Below are 14,655 nucleotides of genomic sequence, written 5' to 3'. Positions count from 1 at the left end.
GCCCGCCATTTTGCCCGACAGGAGTCGTCCATGTCTGCCTTGCCCTCCATCGCCTTCGCCGGCCTCGGCCTGATGGGCGTGCCCATGAGCCGCCGGCTGCTCGCCGCCGGCTACCCGCTGAGCGTGTGGAACCGCTCCGCCGCCAAGCGCGAGCTGCTGGCCGGGGAGGGGGCCCACGCAGTGGCCAGCCCTGCCGAGCTGTGCGCGGAAGCCGAGATCGTCATGCTGTGTCTGGCCGACACCGCCGCCGTGCGCGAGGTGGTGTTCGGCCCCGGCGGCATCGTCGAAGGGGCGAAGCCCGGCCAACTGCTGGTGGACTTCTCCAGCCTGGAGCCGGCCGCCACCCGCGAGATGGCCGCCGAGCTGGAGGCGCGCAGCGGCATGCGCTGGGTCGACGCGCCGGTTTCCGGCGGCACGCCGGGCGCCGAGGCCGGCACCCTGGCGATCATGGCCGGCGGCCGGGTGGACGACATCGAGCGCATCCGCCCCGTCCTCGCCCACCTCGGCCAGCGCCTGACGCGCATGGGCGAGGTCGGCGCCGGCCAGGTGACCAAGGTGTGCAACCAGATGATCGTCGCCTGCAACGCCCTGGTGATCGCCGAAGTGGTGGCCCTGGCGGAGAGCGCCGGGGTCGACGCCAGCCTGATCGCCCCGGCCCTGGCCGGCGGCTTCGCCGACTCCAGGCCCTTGCAGATCCTCGCCCCGCAGATGGCCGAGAGCCGCTTCGAGCCCATCAAGTGGCACGTGCGCACCCTGCTCAAGGACCTGGATACCGCGGTGAAGCTGTCTCGCGAACAGGGCTCGGCCACGCCCATGAGCGGCCTGGCCGCGCAACTGATGCGCCTGCACGGCAGCCAGGGCCACCTGGAGCACGACCCGGCCACCCTGGTCGAGCAGTACCGCCAACCCCGCGATTGAGGACGCCGCCATGCCGATCTGCGCCAACCTGTCCCTGCTGTTCACCGAGCTGCCGCTGCTGGAGCGCGTGCGCGCCGCCGCCGAGGCCGGCTTCGCCGGGGTGGAGGTCCAGTTTCCCTACGAGGTGCCGGCCGAGGCACTGCAGGCCGAGCTGCAGCGCAGCGGCCTGCCGCTGGTGCTGTTCAACCTGCCGGCCGGCGACCTGATGCAGGGCGGCGCCGGGGTGGCCGCGGTGCCGGGGCGCGAGGCGCAGTTCGCCGCCGGGCTGCGCCAGGCCCTGGACTACGCCGAGGTGCTGCGCCCGCAGAAGATCAACGTGCTGGCCGGGCGCCTGGCCGAGGGCGTCGAACGCGAGCAGGCGCTGGCGCTGCTCGCCGAACACCTGGGGCAGGCCGCCGAGGCCTTCGCCGGCCGCGGCATCCCGCTGCTGATGGAGGCGATCAACCTGCACGACATGCCCGGCTTCCTGCTCAACACCCCGCAGCACCAGCTGGACATGCTGGCGCGCGTCGGCCACCCGAACCTGGCGGCGCAGCTGGACTTCTACCACATGGCGCGCATGGGCCTGGACCTGGCGGAATGCGTGCGCCAGCTGCAAGGGCACATCGGCCACGTGCAGTTCGCCGACGCCCCGGGGCGCGGCGAGCCGGGCAGCGGCGAACTGGACTTCGCGCCGGCGCTGGCGGCGCTGCGGGCCCAGGGCTACGACGGCTGGCTGGGCGCCGAATACCGTCCGCAGGGCGTCACCGCCGCCGGCCTGGGCTGGCTGCCGGTCTGGCGGGAGCAGCTGCGATCGGCCTGAGCCGACAAACGTTGTATCGATTCAGTGGCGAATTTGACACTTTTTTGACTAACTGATCAGTAGATTCGGCCCGCCCGCCGGGGACGGCGGGCTTTTCCGTTTTCCGCTGTACCGTCAAGGAGTGCCTCGATGTCCGAGGGCAACCGTCGCCTGCTACCCACGATCAGCTCCAACCGCCTGGTGCTGCTGTTTTCCCTGGCCCTGGTGCTGTTCTACAACCTAGCCACCTGGAAGGCGCTGGACGGCCTGGTGCCGTTGCAGGGGGCGTACCGCATCGCCTTCTTCGCGTCCTTCGGCGTCTTCCTCTGGGCCGCCTTCACCCTGCTGCTGACCCTGGTGTCCTTCCGCCCGCTGCTCAAGCCGGCGCTGACCCTGGTGGCGTTGTGCTCGGCGGCGGCCGCCTATTTCATGAACAGCTATGGCATCACCATCGACACGGTGATGGTGCAGAACGTCTTCGAGACCAACCCGGGCGAGGCCGAGGCGCTGTTCAGCGGCCGGCTGGTGGCCTACCTGCTGCTGCTCGGGGCGTTGCCGTCGGCGCTGGTCTGGGCGCTGCCGGTGGCCTACAAGCCCTTCCTGCGCGGGCTGCTGAACAAGGTGCTGGTGGTGTTCGCCTGCGTGGCCGCGGTGGCGGTCATGGTGGGCGGCTTCTATTCCACCTATGCGCCCATCTTCCGCGAGGAAGACAAGCTGACCCACTTCATCAACCCGACCAACTACATCTATGCCGTGAGCAAATACGGCAAGCAGCGCCTGGGCATCAAGAAGGCCGAGCTGGTGGTGCAGAAGGTCGGCGAGGACGCGGTGCAGGGCGCCAAGGCCTCGCAGCGGGCGAAGAAGTCGCTGTTCGTCTTCGTGGTCGGCGAGACCGCGCGGGCCGACCACTTCTCCCTCAACGGCTACGCCCGGCAGACCAACCCGGAACTGGCGAAGCTGGACATCCTCAACTTCACCCAGGTGCACTCCTGCGGTACCTCCACCGCGGTGTCGGTGCCCTGCATGTTCTCCAAATTCCCCCGCGAGGACTACAGCGACAAGAAGGGCAAGACCTACGAGAGCCTGCTGGACGTGCTGCAGCGCGCCGGCCTGCAGGTGCTCTGGCTGGACAACAACAGCGACTGCAAGGGCACCTGCCTGCGCGTGCCGCACCGCGACATCCCGAAGAACCAGCCCGGCCCGTTCTGCGACGGCAACCGCTGCCTGGACGAGGCCCTGCTGCAGGACCTGCAGGCGTACATCGACGGCCTGAAGGACAACGCCATCATCGTCCTGCACGCCGACGGCAGCCACGGCCCGGAGTACTACGACCGCTACCCGGCGGACATGGAGCGCTTCAAGCCGGTGTGCCGCACCAACCAGCTGGGTAGCTGCTCGAAGGACGAGCTGGTGAACGTCTACGACAACACCATCCTCTACACCGACTTCTTCCTGGCGAAGGTCATCGAGCTGCTGAACAAGAACAGCGACAGGTACGACACCTCGATGCTCTACGTCTCCGACCACGGCGAGTCGCTGGGCGAGAACGGCGTGTACCTGCACGCCGCGCCCTACGCCATCGCCCCGGCGGCGCAGACCCACGTGCCCATGGTGATGTGGTTCGGCCCCTCGACCCTGCGCGACCTGGGCATCGACCGTGGCTGCCTGGCCGGCAAGCGCGACGAGCAGGGCCTGAGCCATGACAACCTGTTCCACTCGGTGCTCGGCCTGATGGACGTGCGCACCAGCCTGTACCAGCCCGGCCTGGATATCTTCCACTCCTGCCGCGGCAATGCGGTGGCGGCGGGTGAATGACGCCGATGCTTTCGTAGGAGCGAGCTTGCTCGCGAACAGAGTCCGCAGCGGGGCTCGTTCGCGAGCAAGCTCGCTCCTACAGGGTGGGGCAGGCGAAAAAAGGCCGTGCGAGGCGCCCCGCACGGCCTTTTTCATTGGGGTTGGACTTACTTGTCGCGAACCAGCAGCACCGGGCGGTTGCTGACGCGCAGCAGGCCCTCGGCCACGCTGCCCAGCATCAGCCGGCGTACGCCGCGGCGGCCATGGGTGCCCATGACGATCAGATCGGACTTGGCGTCCTCGGCCTCGAGCTCGATGCGCTCGGCGACTTCCTCGCTGGCGCGCTCCTGGCAGACCCGGTCGAACTTCACCTTGACCTTGTCGCCCACCAGCTCGCGGGCCTTGGCCAGCACGTCGTCGGCGGCCTTCAGCGCGGCTTCGCGCAGCGGCTCGGGGTTGTAGTAGACGGCATAGTCGGGCAGATGGCGCAGCGGGCTGTCGACGATGGTGATGACGCGCAGCTCGCCGCCGGTCAGCTGGGCCAGCTTGACCGCCTCGCCCAGTGCGCGGTCCGAAACCGGGCTGCCGTCCACTGCTACCAGAATGCGCTCGTACATGATGTATCCCTCAATGAGTGGCTTGGTGGGAAAACTCTAGCTCTCCCCGGGGTGGATTCCCTTGCGCAGCGTCAATAGTAGACGGTGGGGGCGGATATGCCGGTGGTGGGGAGGGGAATGCCTGAGCTGTAGGAGCGGGCCCTGCCCGCGATTTCGCGCGCAGGGCGCGCTCCTACATGGGAATGGCGTGAGTGGGGCAGCGTAGGAGCGGATCTCATCCGCGAATCGCGCCGGATCGTCCGGCTATCGCGGACAAGGTCCGCTCCTACGGGGGAGGCATACCGTGCTTCCCTGCAACCTGTAGGAGCGGGCCCTGCCCGCGAAATCGCGGACGGAGTCCGCTCCTACGGGGTGACGCCAATTGGGCGGGCATGAAAAAGGCCGCCGCGGTTTCCCGGGGCGGCCTTTTCGGCGTGGCGCGGATCAGCCGGCGACCAGCACGCGGATCGCCTCCAGGCGCAGCGAGGCCTTGTCCAGCAGGGCCAGGCTCTCGTCGCGCTGGGTGCGCAGGGCTTCCAGCTCGCTGTCGCGCACGCTGGGGTTGACCTGCTTGAGCGCGGTCAGGCGCGCCAGTTCCTCGTCGAGGCTAGCCACCAGTTGCTGGCGGGCCTTCTCCACGCGTTCGGCGTGGCGCGGGGCGACCTTGGCCTCGCCGGCGGAGAACTGCTTGGCCAGCACGTCGCGCTGGGCCTGGACGAACTTGTTGGCGCTGGCGCGCGGTACGCTTTCCAACTGCTCGTGCAGCGTCTCGAAGGCCACCCGGGCGGCCAGGTCGTTGCCGTTGGCGTCGAGCAGGCAGCGCAGCGCCACCGGCGGCAGGAAGCGGCCCAGCTGCAGCTTGCGCGGGGCCACCGCCTCGCTGACGAAGAGCATCTCCAGCAGCACGGTACCGGGCTTGAGCGCCTTGTTCTTGATGATCGCCACCGAGGTGTTGCCCAGCGAGCCGGACAGCACCAGGTCCATGCCGCCCTGGACCATGGGGTGTTCCCAGGTGAGGAACTGCATGTCCTCGCGGACCAGGGCCTGGGCGCGGTCGTAGGTGACGGTCACGCCCTCGTCGTCGCCCAGGGGGAAGCTGGCGTCGAGCATCTTCTCGCTGGGCTTGAGGATCAGCGCGTTCTCGGAGTGGTCCTCGCTGTCGATGCCGTAGGTGTCGAACAGCTTCTCCATGTAGATCGGCAGGGCGAATTCGTCGTCCTGCTCCTCGATGGCCTCCACCAGCGCCTCGCCCTCGCCGGCACCGCCGGAGTTGAGCTCCAGCAGGCGGTCGCGGCCGCTGTGCATCTCCGCCTCCAGGGCCAGGCGCGCGGCCTGGCCTTCTTCGAGCAGGGCGGCGAAGGCTTCGTCGTCGCCGCCGTCCAGCAGCTCCACCAGGCGCGGGCCGAAGCGGTGCTGCAGGGCGTTGCCGGTGGGGCAGGTGGCGAGGAAGGCGTTGAGCGCCTGGTGGTACCACTGGAACAGGCGTTCCTGCGGACTGCCTTCCAGGTGCGGCACGTGCAGCTGGATGGTGTGCTGCTGGCCGATCCGGTCGAGGCGGCCGATGCGCTGTTCCAACTGGTCCGGGTGGGCCGGCAGGTCGAACAGCACCAGGTGGTGGGCGAACTGGAAGTTGCGGCCTTCGCTGCCGATCTCCGAGCAGATCAGCACCTGGGCGCCGAATTCCTCGTCGGCGAAGTAGGCCGCCGCGCGGTCGCGTTCGAGGATGCTCATGCCCTCGTGGAACACCGTGGCCGGGATGCCCGAGCGCAGGCGCAGGGCGTCTTCCAGGTCCAGCGCAGTCTCGGCGTGGGCGCAGATCACCAGCACCTTGAACTGCTTGAGCATCTTCAGGGTGTCGATCAGCCATTCCACGCGCGGGTCGAAGCGCCACCAGCGGGCGTTCTCGTCGGTGCTGTCATCGAGCTGCGCCTGGAAGCTCACCTCCGGGTACAGGTCCGGGTGCTCGCCGATCGGCAGCTCCATGTACTCCACCGGGTTCGGCAGGGCGTAGGGGTGCAGCCGGCGCTCGGGGAAGCCGAGCACCGCGGCGCGGGTGTTGCGGAACAGCACGCGGCCGGTGCCGTGGCGGTCGAGCAGCTCGCGGACCAGGCGTGCGCGGGCTTCTTCGTCACCGCCTTCGACCGCGCCGAGCAGGTCGCTGCCGGCGTCGCCGAGGAAGCCGTGGATGGCCTCGCGGGCAGTGGGCGACAGGCGCCCGTGGTCGATCAGTTCCTGCACCGCCTCGGCCACCGGGCGGTACTGGCTGCTTTCCTGGCGGAAGGCCTCCAGGTCATGGAAGCGGTCCGGGTCGAGCAGGCGCAGGCGCGCGAAGTGGCTGTCCAGGCCGAGCTGTTCCGGGGTGGCGGTGAGCAGCAGCACGCCGGGGATGATCTGCGCCAGGGTTTCCACCAGCTGGTACTCGGGGCTGGCCTGCTCGGGGTGCCAGACCAGGTGGTGGGCCTCGTCGACCACCAGCAGGTCCCAGCCGGCGGCGCACAGGGCGTCCTGGGCGCGCTCGTCGCGCTTGATCCACTCCAGGGCCACCAGGGCCAGCTGGCTGTCCTCGAAGGGGTTGCTGGCGTCGCTCTCGGCGAAGCGCTCGCGGTCGAACAGCGCCACTTCCAGGTTGAAGCGCCGGCGCATTTCCACCAGCCACTGGTGCTGCAGGTTCTCCGGCACCAGGATGAGCACGCGGCTGGCGCGGCCGGAGAGCAGCTGGCGGTGGATCACCAGGCCGGCCTCGATGGTCTTGCCCAGGCCCACTTCGTCGGCCAGCAGTACGCGCGGGGCGATGCGGTCGGCGACTTCGCGGGCGATGTGCAGCTGGTGCGCGATGGGCTGGGCGCGGGCGCCGCCCAGGCCCCAGAGCGAGGATTGCAGCAGGCGGGTGCGGTGCTCCAGGGTGTGGTAGCGCAGGGCGAACCAGGGCATGGGGTCGATCTGCCCGGCGAACAGGCGGTCGCTGGCCAGGCGGAACTGGATGAAGTTGGACAGCTGGGTTTCCGGCAGGACCTTGGCGTCGTTGTGCGAGTTGATGCCGTGGTAGACCAGCAGGCCGTCGACCTCCTCGACCTCGCGGACGGTCATCTTCCAGCCTTCGAAATGCGTCACCTCGTCGCCCGGGGCGAAGCGCACGCGGGTCAGCGGGGCGTTGCGCTCGGCGTACTGGCGGGTATCCCCGGTGGCCGGATAGAGCACGGTGAGCAGCCGTCCGTCGAGCGCCAGGATGGTTCCCAGCCCCAATTCTGCTTCACTGTCGCTGATCCAGCGTTGACCCGGTTGATACTGCGCCATGGACACCTCCCGCAAAAAGCCGGCTATGGTAACGGAACACGCGGCTTTCAGCGACGCCCGTTCGCCCCCGGCGGCCGGGTGGAGTCGCCGCCGGGGCGACGGGCCTGCGCCAGCCCCGCGCTGCCGGCCAGGCCGGGGTGGATGCGGATTGTTCCGTGAAGTGTAGCGAGGGCGCCGGCGCCTGCCGCCGCCAGCCGACAACCTGAAGCCCGCGAGGAGCCAGCGACAGCCATGATCCCGCCGATCCCCAGCGACGTGCTGCCGGTCACCGCGCAGCAGGACCCGGCGCGCTCGCGCCCGGACGTCGCCCCGGTGGCGCCGGTGGCCCCGGCCGCCGACGATGCCGCCGTGGGCCTGGAGCGCCACCCGGCGGAGATGACGCCGCAGGAGGAATACTCGCAGCGGCAGCGGCGCCGCCGGCGGCAGGCGCAGGGCGAGGCCGCGGAAGGCGAGGGTGCGGACGCCGCCGAGGCGGTCGACGAAGGCCTGGGCGAGGCGCCGCGCAAGGGCATCTGGATCGACATCGAGGTCTGAGCGGCGTAGTAAGCTGTGCTTCTCGACCTGCTCCCGTTACCGCCATGCTGTTCGCCGACGCGCCCATCCACCTCGAACACGCCGAGCTGCGCCTGATCCCGCACTGGTGCGACCCGCCCTGCGCCGCGGCCTGGCTCGCCGAACTGGTGGAGAACACACCCTGGGAGCAGCCCAGCGTGCACCTGCACGGCCGCGACTACCCGGTGCCGCGCCTGGTGGCCTGGTACGGCGACGCCGAGGCCAGCTACCGCTACTCCGGCCTGGTCCACCGACCACTGTCTTGGACGCCGCTGCTGGCGGAAATCCGCGCGCGGGTGCAGGCCGAGGCCGGCCAGCGCCTGAACGGCGTGCTGCTCAACTATTACCGCGACGGCCGGGATTCCATGGGCTGGCACAGCGACGACGAACCGGAGCTCGGCCGCAACCCCCTGGTGGCCTCGCTGAACCTCGGCGGCACGCGGCGCTTCGACCTGCGCCGCAAGGGCCGCACGGCCATCGAGCATTCCCTGGCGCTGGATTCCGGCAGCCTGCTGGTCATGTCCGGCGCAACGCAGCATTATTGGCAGCATCAGGTGGCCAAGACGCAGCGCCCGGTCGCCCCCCGCCTGAACCTGACTTTCCGCCTGGTGCATGCCTGATCATGAGCAACGACGACAAGCTGATCGACTTCAACGCCGAGCGCGACAAGCGCATCCACGACGTCCACGAGAAACGCCTGCAGGAAGTGCGCAAGGCCTTCGAACAGGCCCTGCCGCTGGGCAAGGCCCGCAAGAAGGGCAAGGGCAAGCCGAAGAAGCGCTGAGCCCGTCCCGCCTGCCCGGATTTCCCCTTCCAAAGCCGCCCCGCGCGGCCATGCACCGCAGCCCAACCCTCCCCGAACTTGATCTGGATCAGTTATCCGAAGCCCCGTGAACCGGGGCTTTGCGGCCATTGATCCAGGTCAATATCGCGCCCCCGGCCGACGCTAACCTGAGCCCATCTTCAAAACGCACAGGGATCCAGGAGGCCAGCATCATGTTCATCGACGAAGTGGTTCTCGCCGGCATTGTCACCGTTGGTCTGATGGTCCTGTTCTGCGGTGGAGTCGGATATTTCATCTGGAAGGACAGCCACAAGAAGGGCTGATTTCCTTCCCGATCACAGAGCACGCAAGGCACTTGGGGCGACTTCGGTCGCCCGTTTTTTTGCCTGCGACTTTTCATCGCGGACGGAGTCCGCTCCTACGCCCGTGCTTTCCTGGAGGCGTAGGAGCAACTGTCTTGCAGGCTGCGCCGCCTCTTTCCAACCCGTAGGGCGCATAACGCCTACGGCGTTATCCGCCGCCGCCGTCGGGCACCGGCGTTCCGGCCGGCGGCGGATAACCGCGAACGGTTATTCGCCCTACGGTCGAGCACGGACGTAGGAGTGGACTCCGTCCGCGATTATCCGTCGGCGGAAATGTAATCAGCCGATGGTGATCGGCGGCAGCGCCGGCAGTTCGATGTCCAGCTTCTGCTTCGGCGCCAGCACCTCGGCTTCGCCTTCCACCACCGCCTCGCCGTTCTGGTTGAGCACGCGGGTGCCGATGCGCACGCGGTTCTTCGGCAGTTTCTCCAGCACTTCCAGCTCCACGTCGAGCACGTCGCCGATCTTTACCGGGCGGGTGAAGCGCAGGCTCTGGCCCAGGTAGATGGTGCCCGGGCCGGGCAGGGTGGTGGCGATCGCGGCGCTGATCAGCGCGCCGCTGAGCATGCCGTGGGCGATGCGCTCCTTGAACAGGGTGGCGGCGGCGTAGTCGGCATCCAGGTGGACCGGGTTGCGGTCGCCGGAGACTTCGGCGAAGAGCTGGATGTCGCGCTCGCCGACCGGGCGCTGGAAGCTGGCTTTCTGCCCGACTTCGAGCTCGGCGTAGGGAACGTTCTGCACCTGGGTCATGGCTTTTCCTCGTGGTTCGCGCCTTGGCCTGCGGAAAGGATTCCGTCCAGCCAGGCGATCAGGTTGCGGGTGACCTCGTCGCGGTTGGTCTCGTTGAACAACTCGTGGCGGGCCTCGGGGTAGATCTGCGTTTGGACGTCGCGAACCCCGGCGCGGGTCATCGCCCGGGCCAGGTCGCGCAGGCGCTTGCCCTGGCTGACCGGGTCGCGCTCGCCGCCGATGATCAGCAGCGGCAGGGCCGGGGCGATGCGCGCCAGGTGCGGCACCGGGGTGATGTCTTCCAGACCACCGAGCAGGTCGATCCACAGCTGGTTGCTGCAGCGGAAGCCGCACAGCGGGTCGCTGATGTACTTGTCCACCTCGCGGGTATCGCGGCTGAGCCAGTCGAATTCCGTGCGGTTGGGCTTGAAGGCCTTGTTGAAGGAGCCGAAGGAGAGGAACTCGATCAGCGCGCTGCGCCCCAGCGGGCCCTGGCGCCAGCGCTCGAAGCGGGCCACCAGGCGCGCGCTGCGGTACAGCGCCACCGGCTGGTAGTTGGAGCCGGAGAGCACCGCGCCTTGCAGCGTGGCGCTGTGCTGCAGCAGGTAGGCGGTACCGATGTAGCTGCCCATGCTGTGGCCGAGCAGGACCACCGGCAGGCCGGGGTGCTGCTCGCGCACGTGGCGGTTGAGGGTGAGCAGGTCGCCCACCACCTTGCCCCAGCCGCCCTGGTCGGCGTAGTGGCCCAGGTCGCCGTGCTCGGCGGTGCGGCCGTGGCCGCGCTGGTCGATGGCGAACAGCGCCCAGCCGGCGGCGTTCAGCGCCTCGCCCAGGCGGGCGTAGCGCCCGGCGTGCTCGGCCATGCCGTGGGAGAGCATCACCACGCCCCTCGGCGCGTCGGCGGCCCAATGGTGGGTGTACAGCGGGGTCTGGTCGCTGGCGGTCAGCCAGTAGGCGGCGTACGGCATGGGCAATCCTTGTGCCGGCTCGGGGTGGCGGCATTCTAGCAGCGGCCGGCAATGCGCAGTGAATCCCGCCCGCGGTGGGGCGAGATTCACGAAATAAATGGGAAGGCCCGAACTATTTGCGCTCCTCCGGGCAACTGCTACTTTGCGACGGATGCCCCAGCGCCGGAAGCCCGAGGGAGCCGGCCGGGAACAGCCTTGCAGGTAATAAAGAGGACAACAGCCAATGCAAGCGGAATTCTGGAACGACAAACGTCCCGCCGGTGTGCCCAGCCAGCTCGACCTGGGCGCCTACAAGTCGGTGGTGGAAGTGTTCGAGCGCTCCTGCAAGCGCTTCGCCGACCGCCCGGTGTTCAGCAACATGGGCGTGACCCTCACCTACGCCGAGCTGGACCGCCTGTCCGCCGCCTTCGCCGCCTACCTGCAGCGCAATACCGACCTCAAGCCCGGCGAGCGCATCGCCGTGCAGATGCCCAATGTCCTGCAATACCCCATCGCCGTGTTCGGCGCCCTGCGCGCCGGCCTGGTGGTGGTCAACACCAACCCGCTGTACACCGCCCGCGAGATGCGCCACCAGTTCAAGGACTCGGGGGCGCGGGCGCTGGTCTACGTCAACCTGTTCGGCAAGCTGGTGCAGGAGGTGCTGCCGGACACCGGCATCGAGTACCTGATCGAGGCGCAGATGGGCGACCTGCAGCCGGCGCTCAAGGGCCTGCTGGTCAATGCCGTGGTCAAGCACGTGAAGAAGATGGTGCCGGACTACCAGCTGCCCCAGGCGGTGCCCTTCAGGGAGGTGCTGCAGCAGGGCCGCGGCCACGCCCTGCAGCCGGTCAAGGTCGGCCTGGAGGACATCGCCGTGCTGCAGTACACCGGCGGCACCACCGGCGTGGCCAAGGGCGCCATGCTCAGCCACGGCAACCTGGTGGCGAACATGCTGCAGGTGGACGCCTGCCTGTCGCAGCACGGCCCCGACGGTCGCCCGCTGATGAACGAGGGCGGCGAGGTGATGATCGCGCCGCTGCCGCTGTACCACATCTATGCCTTCACCGCGAATTGCATGTGCATGATGCACAACGGCAACCACAACGTGCTCATCAGCAACCCGCGCGACATCCCCGGCTTCATCAAGGAGCTGAAGAAGTGGCGCTTCTCCTCGCTGCTGGGGCTGAACACCCTGTTCGTGGCGCTGATGGAGCACCCGGAGTTCAAGGACCTGGACTTCTCCAACCTCAAGGTCACCAACTCCGGCGGCACCGCGCTGGTCTCGGCCACCGCCGAGCGCTGGAAGGCCGCCACCGGCTGCACCGTGGTCGAGGGCTACGGCCTCACCGAGACCTCGCCGGTGGTCAGCACCAACCCCTACGGCGAGCTGGCGCGCCTGGGCACCGTGGGCATCCCGGTGGTGGGCACCGCGCTCAAGGTGATCGACGACGAGGGCAACGAGCAGCCCCTGGGCGAGCGTGGCGAGCTGTGCGTGAAGGGCCCGCAGGTGATGAAGGGCTACTGGCAGCGCCCGGAAGCCACCGCCGAGGTGCTGGACGCCGAGGGCTGGCTGCGCACCGGCGACATCGCGGTGATAGACGCGGACGGTTTCGTGCGCATCGTCGACCGCAAGAAGGACCTGATCATCGTCTCCGGCTTCAACGTCTACCCCAACGAGATCGAGGACGTGGTCATGGCCCACCCGAAGGTGGCCAACTGCGCCGCGGTCGGGGTGCCGGACGAACGTTCCGGCGAGGCCGTCAAACTCTTCGTCGTGGCCCGTGAGCCGGGGCTGACGGTGGAAGAGCTGAAGGCCTACTGCAAGGAAAACTTCACCGGCTACAAGGTACCCAAGCAGATCGTCCTCAAGGAGGCCCTGCCGATGACCCCGGTGGGCAAGATCCTCCGCCGCGAGCTGCGCGAGAGCGCCTGAAACCGACGTCGAAGGCCCTGTTCCGGGGCTTTCCGACGACTGTCATAAAACGTGACCGAAAGCATTGCTTTCGGTCATTTTTTTACCGGCCGACCGGTCTTTGTGCTGGTCGCTCCCCGGCAAAGCTGATAATCTCGGCGCGCCTTCGCTTCCCCGAAAGGGCCGGCAGGCGTCAAAATCACAACAAACAGCCGCATAGCGGTGTATCAGCTGTTGCTTACGGAGTGGGCTTCCATGATCGACAATTTCTGGAAGGACAAATATCCAGCAGGTATCGCTGCCGAGATCAATGCCGACCAGTACCCGAACATCCTCGCGGTACTCAAGGAGTCCTGCCAACGCTTTGCCAACAAGCCTGCCTTCAGCAACCTTGGCAAGACCCTGACCTACGGCGAGCTGTACCAGCTTTCCGGTGACTTCGCCGCCTACCTGCAGAACAACACCGACCTGCAACCGGGCGACCGCATCGCGGTGCAACTGCCCAACGTCCTGCAGTACCCCATCGTGGTGTTCGGCGCCATGCGCGCCGGCCTCATCGTGGTCAACACCAACCCGCTGTACACCGCGCGGGAGATGGAGCACCAGTTCAACGATTCCGGCGCCAAGGCGCTGGTGTGCCTGGCCAACATGGCCCACCTGGCCGAGGAAGTGCTGCCGCGCACCGGCATCCGCCACGTGCTCATCACCGAGGTCGCCGACCTGCTGCCGCCGCTCAAGCGCCTGCTGGTCAACGCGGTGGTCAGGTACGTCAAGAAGATGGTCCCGGCCTACCACATCGGCAACGCCGTCAAGCTCAACGACGCCCTGGCCAAGGGCCGCGGCAAGAGCGTGCGCGAGGCGTCGCCCAAGGCCGACGACGTGGCCGTGCTGCAGTACACCGGCGGCACCACCGGGGTGGCCAAGGGCGCCATGCTGACCCACCGCAACCTGGTGGCCAACATGATGCAGTGCAAGGAGCTGATGGCTTCGAACCTGCAGGAGGGTTGCGAGATCCTCATCGCGCCGCTGCCGCTGTACCACATCTACGCCTTCACCTTCCATTGCATGGCGATGATGCTCACCGGCAACCACAACGTCCTGGTGACCAACCCGCGCGACCTGAACGCCTTCTCCAAGGAGCTCTCGGCCTGGAAGTTCACCGGCTTCGTCGGCCTGAACACCCTGTTCGTCGGCCTGTGCAACAACGAGGCGTTCCGCAAGCTGGACTTCTCCAGCCTGAAGCTGACCCTCTCCGGCGGCATGGCCCTGCAACAGGCCGCGGCCGAGCGCTGGAAGGAAGTCACCGGCTGCGCCATCTGCGAAGGCTACGGCATGACCGAGACCAGCCCGGTGGTGTCGGTGAACCCGTTCCAGAAGATCCAGATCGGCACCATCGGCATCCCGGTGCCCTCGACCCTGTGCAAGGTCATCGACGACGCCGGCAACGAGCTGCCCCTGGGCGAGCGCGGCGAGCTGTGCGTGAAGGGCCCGCAGGTGATGAAGGGCTACTGGCAGCGCCAGGAGGCCACCGACGAGATCCTCGACGCGGACGGCTGGCTGCGCACCGGCGACGTGGCGATCATCCAGGAAGACGGCTACATGCGCATCGTCGACCGCAAGAAGGACATGATCCTGGTCAGCGGCTTCAACGTGTACCCCAACGAGCTGGAAGACGTGCTGGCGACCCTCCCCGGCGTGCTGCAGTGCGCCGCCATCGGCGTGCCGGACGAGCGCTCCGGCGAGGTGATCAAGGTGTTCGTGGTGCCGCGCCCGGGCGTGACCCTGACCAAGGAGCAGGTGGTCAAGCACATGCACGACAACCTGACCGGCTACAAGCGTCCGAAGTTCGTGGAATTCCGCGAGAGCCTGCCGACCACCAACGTCGGCAAGATCCTCCGCCGCGAATTGCGTGACGAAGAGCTAAAGAAGGCCAGGGCCTGAGCCGATAACAAGAAACCCGCCACACGGCGGGTTTTTTGATGCCGT

Annotated in this window: 13 protein-coding genes; 9 read left to right on the top strand and 4 right to left on the bottom strand. The window is 68.0% G+C overall.

Going from position 1 to position 14,655, the window contains the following annotated elements:
* The first annotated feature begins 30 nt into the window (after positions 1 to 30).
* The 3 genes from PKO50_RS23625 to PKO50_RS23615 all read left to right on the top strand — a co-directional run bounded on the left by PKO50_RS23625 (position 31) and on the right by PKO50_RS23615 (position 3,514).
* Entirely contained in the window at positions 31 to 918 is an 888-nt protein-coding gene (locus PKO50_RS23625) for an NAD(P)-dependent oxidoreductase (RefSeq protein ID WP_109936536.1), read from the top strand.
* Between the two features lie 10 nt (positions 919 to 928).
* Entirely contained in the window at positions 929 to 1,720 is a 792-nt protein-coding gene (locus tag PKO50_RS23620) for a TIM barrel protein (protein ID WP_275627380.1), read from the top strand.
* Between the two features lie 129 nt (positions 1,721 to 1,849).
* A complete protein-coding gene (locus tag PKO50_RS23615; protein ID WP_275627379.1) occupies positions 1,850 to 3,514 on the top strand; it encodes a phosphoethanolamine--lipid A transferase in 1,665 nt (554 codons plus the stop codon).
* Between the two features lie 146 nt (positions 3,515 to 3,660).
* Here PKO50_RS23615 and PKO50_RS23610 read toward each other — a convergent pair whose 3' ends face one another.
* Together PKO50_RS23610 and rapA are read right to left on the bottom strand one after the other, a co-directional pair.
* Positions 3,661 to 4,110, bottom strand: a complete 450-nt coding sequence (locus PKO50_RS23610; RefSeq protein ID WP_109936539.1) for a universal stress protein — start codon at positions 4,108 to 4,110, stop codon at positions 3,661 to 3,663.
* Positions 4,111 to 4,533: 423 nt separating this feature from the next.
* Complete coding sequence (gene rapA, locus PKO50_RS23605; RefSeq protein ID WP_275627378.1) at positions 4,534 to 7,389, bottom strand: RNA polymerase-associated protein RapA; 2,856 nt, start codon at positions 7,387 to 7,389, stop codon at positions 4,534 to 4,536.
* A 225-nt stretch (positions 7,390 to 7,614) separates the two neighbouring features.
* On the opposite strand from rapA, the gene PKO50_RS23600 reads away from it, so the two are divergent.
* The 4 genes from PKO50_RS23600 to ccoM all read left to right on the top strand — a co-directional run bounded on the left by PKO50_RS23600 (position 7,615) and on the right by ccoM (position 9,042).
* A complete protein-coding gene (locus PKO50_RS23600; RefSeq protein WP_275627377.1) occupies positions 7,615 to 7,917 on the top strand; it encodes an aspartate-semialdehyde dehydrogenase in 303 nt (100 codons plus the stop codon).
* A gap of 44 nt (positions 7,918 to 7,961) precedes the next feature.
* Complete coding sequence (locus tag PKO50_RS23595) at positions 7,962 to 8,555, top strand: alpha-ketoglutarate-dependent dioxygenase AlkB (protein WP_275627376.1); 594 nt, start codon at positions 7,962 to 7,964, stop codon at positions 8,553 to 8,555.
* A 2-nt stretch (positions 8,556 to 8,557) separates the two neighbouring features.
* Entirely contained in the window at positions 8,558 to 8,719 is a 162-nt protein-coding gene (locus PKO50_RS23590; RefSeq protein ID WP_009618525.1) for a hypothetical protein, read from the top strand.
* Positions 8,720 to 8,931: 212 nt separating this feature from the next.
* The gene (ccoM, locus tag PKO50_RS34040; protein WP_009618523.1) at positions 8,932 to 9,042 is read left to right on the top strand and encodes a cytochrome c oxidase subunit CcoM; all 111 of its coding nucleotides are present in this window, start codon (positions 8,932 to 8,934) and stop codon (positions 9,040 to 9,042) included.
* 318 nt (positions 9,043 to 9,360) lie between these two features.
* On the opposite strand, the gene PKO50_RS23585 is transcribed toward ccoM, so the two are convergent.
* The gene (locus PKO50_RS23585; RefSeq protein WP_275627375.1) at positions 9,361 to 9,831 is read right to left on the bottom strand and encodes a MaoC family dehydratase; all 471 of its coding nucleotides are present in this window, start codon (positions 9,829 to 9,831) and stop codon (positions 9,361 to 9,363) included.
* Positions 9,828 to 10,778 (bottom strand): alpha/beta hydrolase, encoded by a 951-nt coding sequence (locus tag PKO50_RS23580; RefSeq protein ID WP_275627374.1) that lies wholly within the window; start codon positions 10,776 to 10,778, stop codon positions 9,828 to 9,830. The genes PKO50_RS23585 and PKO50_RS23580 overlap by 4 nt, the downstream gene beginning before the upstream one ends.
* 223 nt (positions 10,779 to 11,001) lie before the next feature.
* Here PKO50_RS23580 and fadD2 point away from each other — a divergent pair, with 223 nt between their 5' ends.
* Positions 11,002 to 12,690 carry a long-chain-fatty-acid--CoA ligase FadD2 gene (gene fadD2 / locus PKO50_RS23575; RefSeq protein ID WP_109936285.1) on the top strand — a complete coding sequence of 563 codons (1,689 nt, stop codon included), beginning with the start codon at positions 11,002 to 11,004 and terminating at the stop codon, positions 12,688 to 12,690.
* Positions 12,691 to 12,924: 234 nt separating this feature from the next.
* Complete coding sequence (gene fadD1 / locus PKO50_RS23570; protein WP_109936286.1) at positions 12,925 to 14,610, top strand: long-chain-fatty-acid--CoA ligase FadD1; 1,686 nt, start codon at positions 12,925 to 12,927, stop codon at positions 14,608 to 14,610.
* Positions 14,611 to 14,655 lie beyond the last annotated feature (45 nt).

It is taken from the genome of Pseudomonas sp. 273 (assembly GCF_029201425.1).
Taxonomy (GTDB): Bacteria; Pseudomonadota; Gammaproteobacteria; order Pseudomonadales; family Pseudomonadaceae; genus Pseudomonas; species Pseudomonas delhiensis.
The sequence above is the reverse complement of the archived record's forward strand: the minus strand, read 5'-3'. Positions and strand labels throughout refer to the sequence as shown.

Excerpts from the sequence above, each read along its gene's own strand:
- fadD2 (WP_109936285.1), top strand. The coding sequence starts at position 11,002 with ATGCAAGCGGAATTCTGGAACGACAAACGTCCCGCCGGTGTGCCCAGC.
- ccoM (WP_009618523.1), top strand. The coding sequence starts at position 8,932 with ATGTTCATCGACGAAGTGGTTCTCGCCGGCATTGTCACCGTTGGTCTG.
- PKO50_RS23610 (WP_109936539.1), bottom strand. The coding sequence starts at position 4,110 with ATGTACGAGCGCATTCTGGTAGCAGTGGACGGCAGCCCGGTTTCGGAC.
- PKO50_RS23625 (WP_109936536.1), top strand. The coding sequence starts at position 31 with ATGTCTGCCTTGCCCTCCATCGCCTTCGCCGGCCTCGGCCTGATGGGC.
- PKO50_RS23600 (WP_275627377.1), top strand. The coding sequence starts at position 7,615 with ATGATCCCGCCGATCCCCAGCGACGTGCTGCCGGTCACCGCGCAGCAG.
- PKO50_RS23585 (WP_275627375.1), bottom strand. The coding sequence starts at position 9,831 with ATGACCCAGGTGCAGAACGTTCCCTACGCCGAGCTCGAAGTCGGGCAG.
- PKO50_RS23595 (WP_275627376.1), top strand. The coding sequence starts at position 7,962 with ATGCTGTTCGCCGACGCGCCCATCCACCTCGAACACGCCGAGCTGCGC.
- PKO50_RS23580 (WP_275627374.1), bottom strand. The coding sequence starts at position 10,778 with ATGCCGTACGCCGCCTACTGGCTGACCGCCAGCGACCAGACCCCGCTG.
- PKO50_RS23615 (WP_275627379.1), top strand. The coding sequence starts at position 1,850 with ATGTCCGAGGGCAACCGTCGCCTGCTACCCACGATCAGCTCCAACCGC.
- PKO50_RS23590 (WP_009618525.1), top strand. The coding sequence starts at position 8,558 with ATGAGCAACGACGACAAGCTGATCGACTTCAACGCCGAGCGCGACAAG.
- fadD1 (WP_109936286.1), top strand. The coding sequence starts at position 12,925 with ATGATCGACAATTTCTGGAAGGACAAATATCCAGCAGGTATCGCTGCC.
- PKO50_RS23620 (WP_275627380.1), top strand. The coding sequence starts at position 929 with ATGCCGATCTGCGCCAACCTGTCCCTGCTGTTCACCGAGCTGCCGCTG.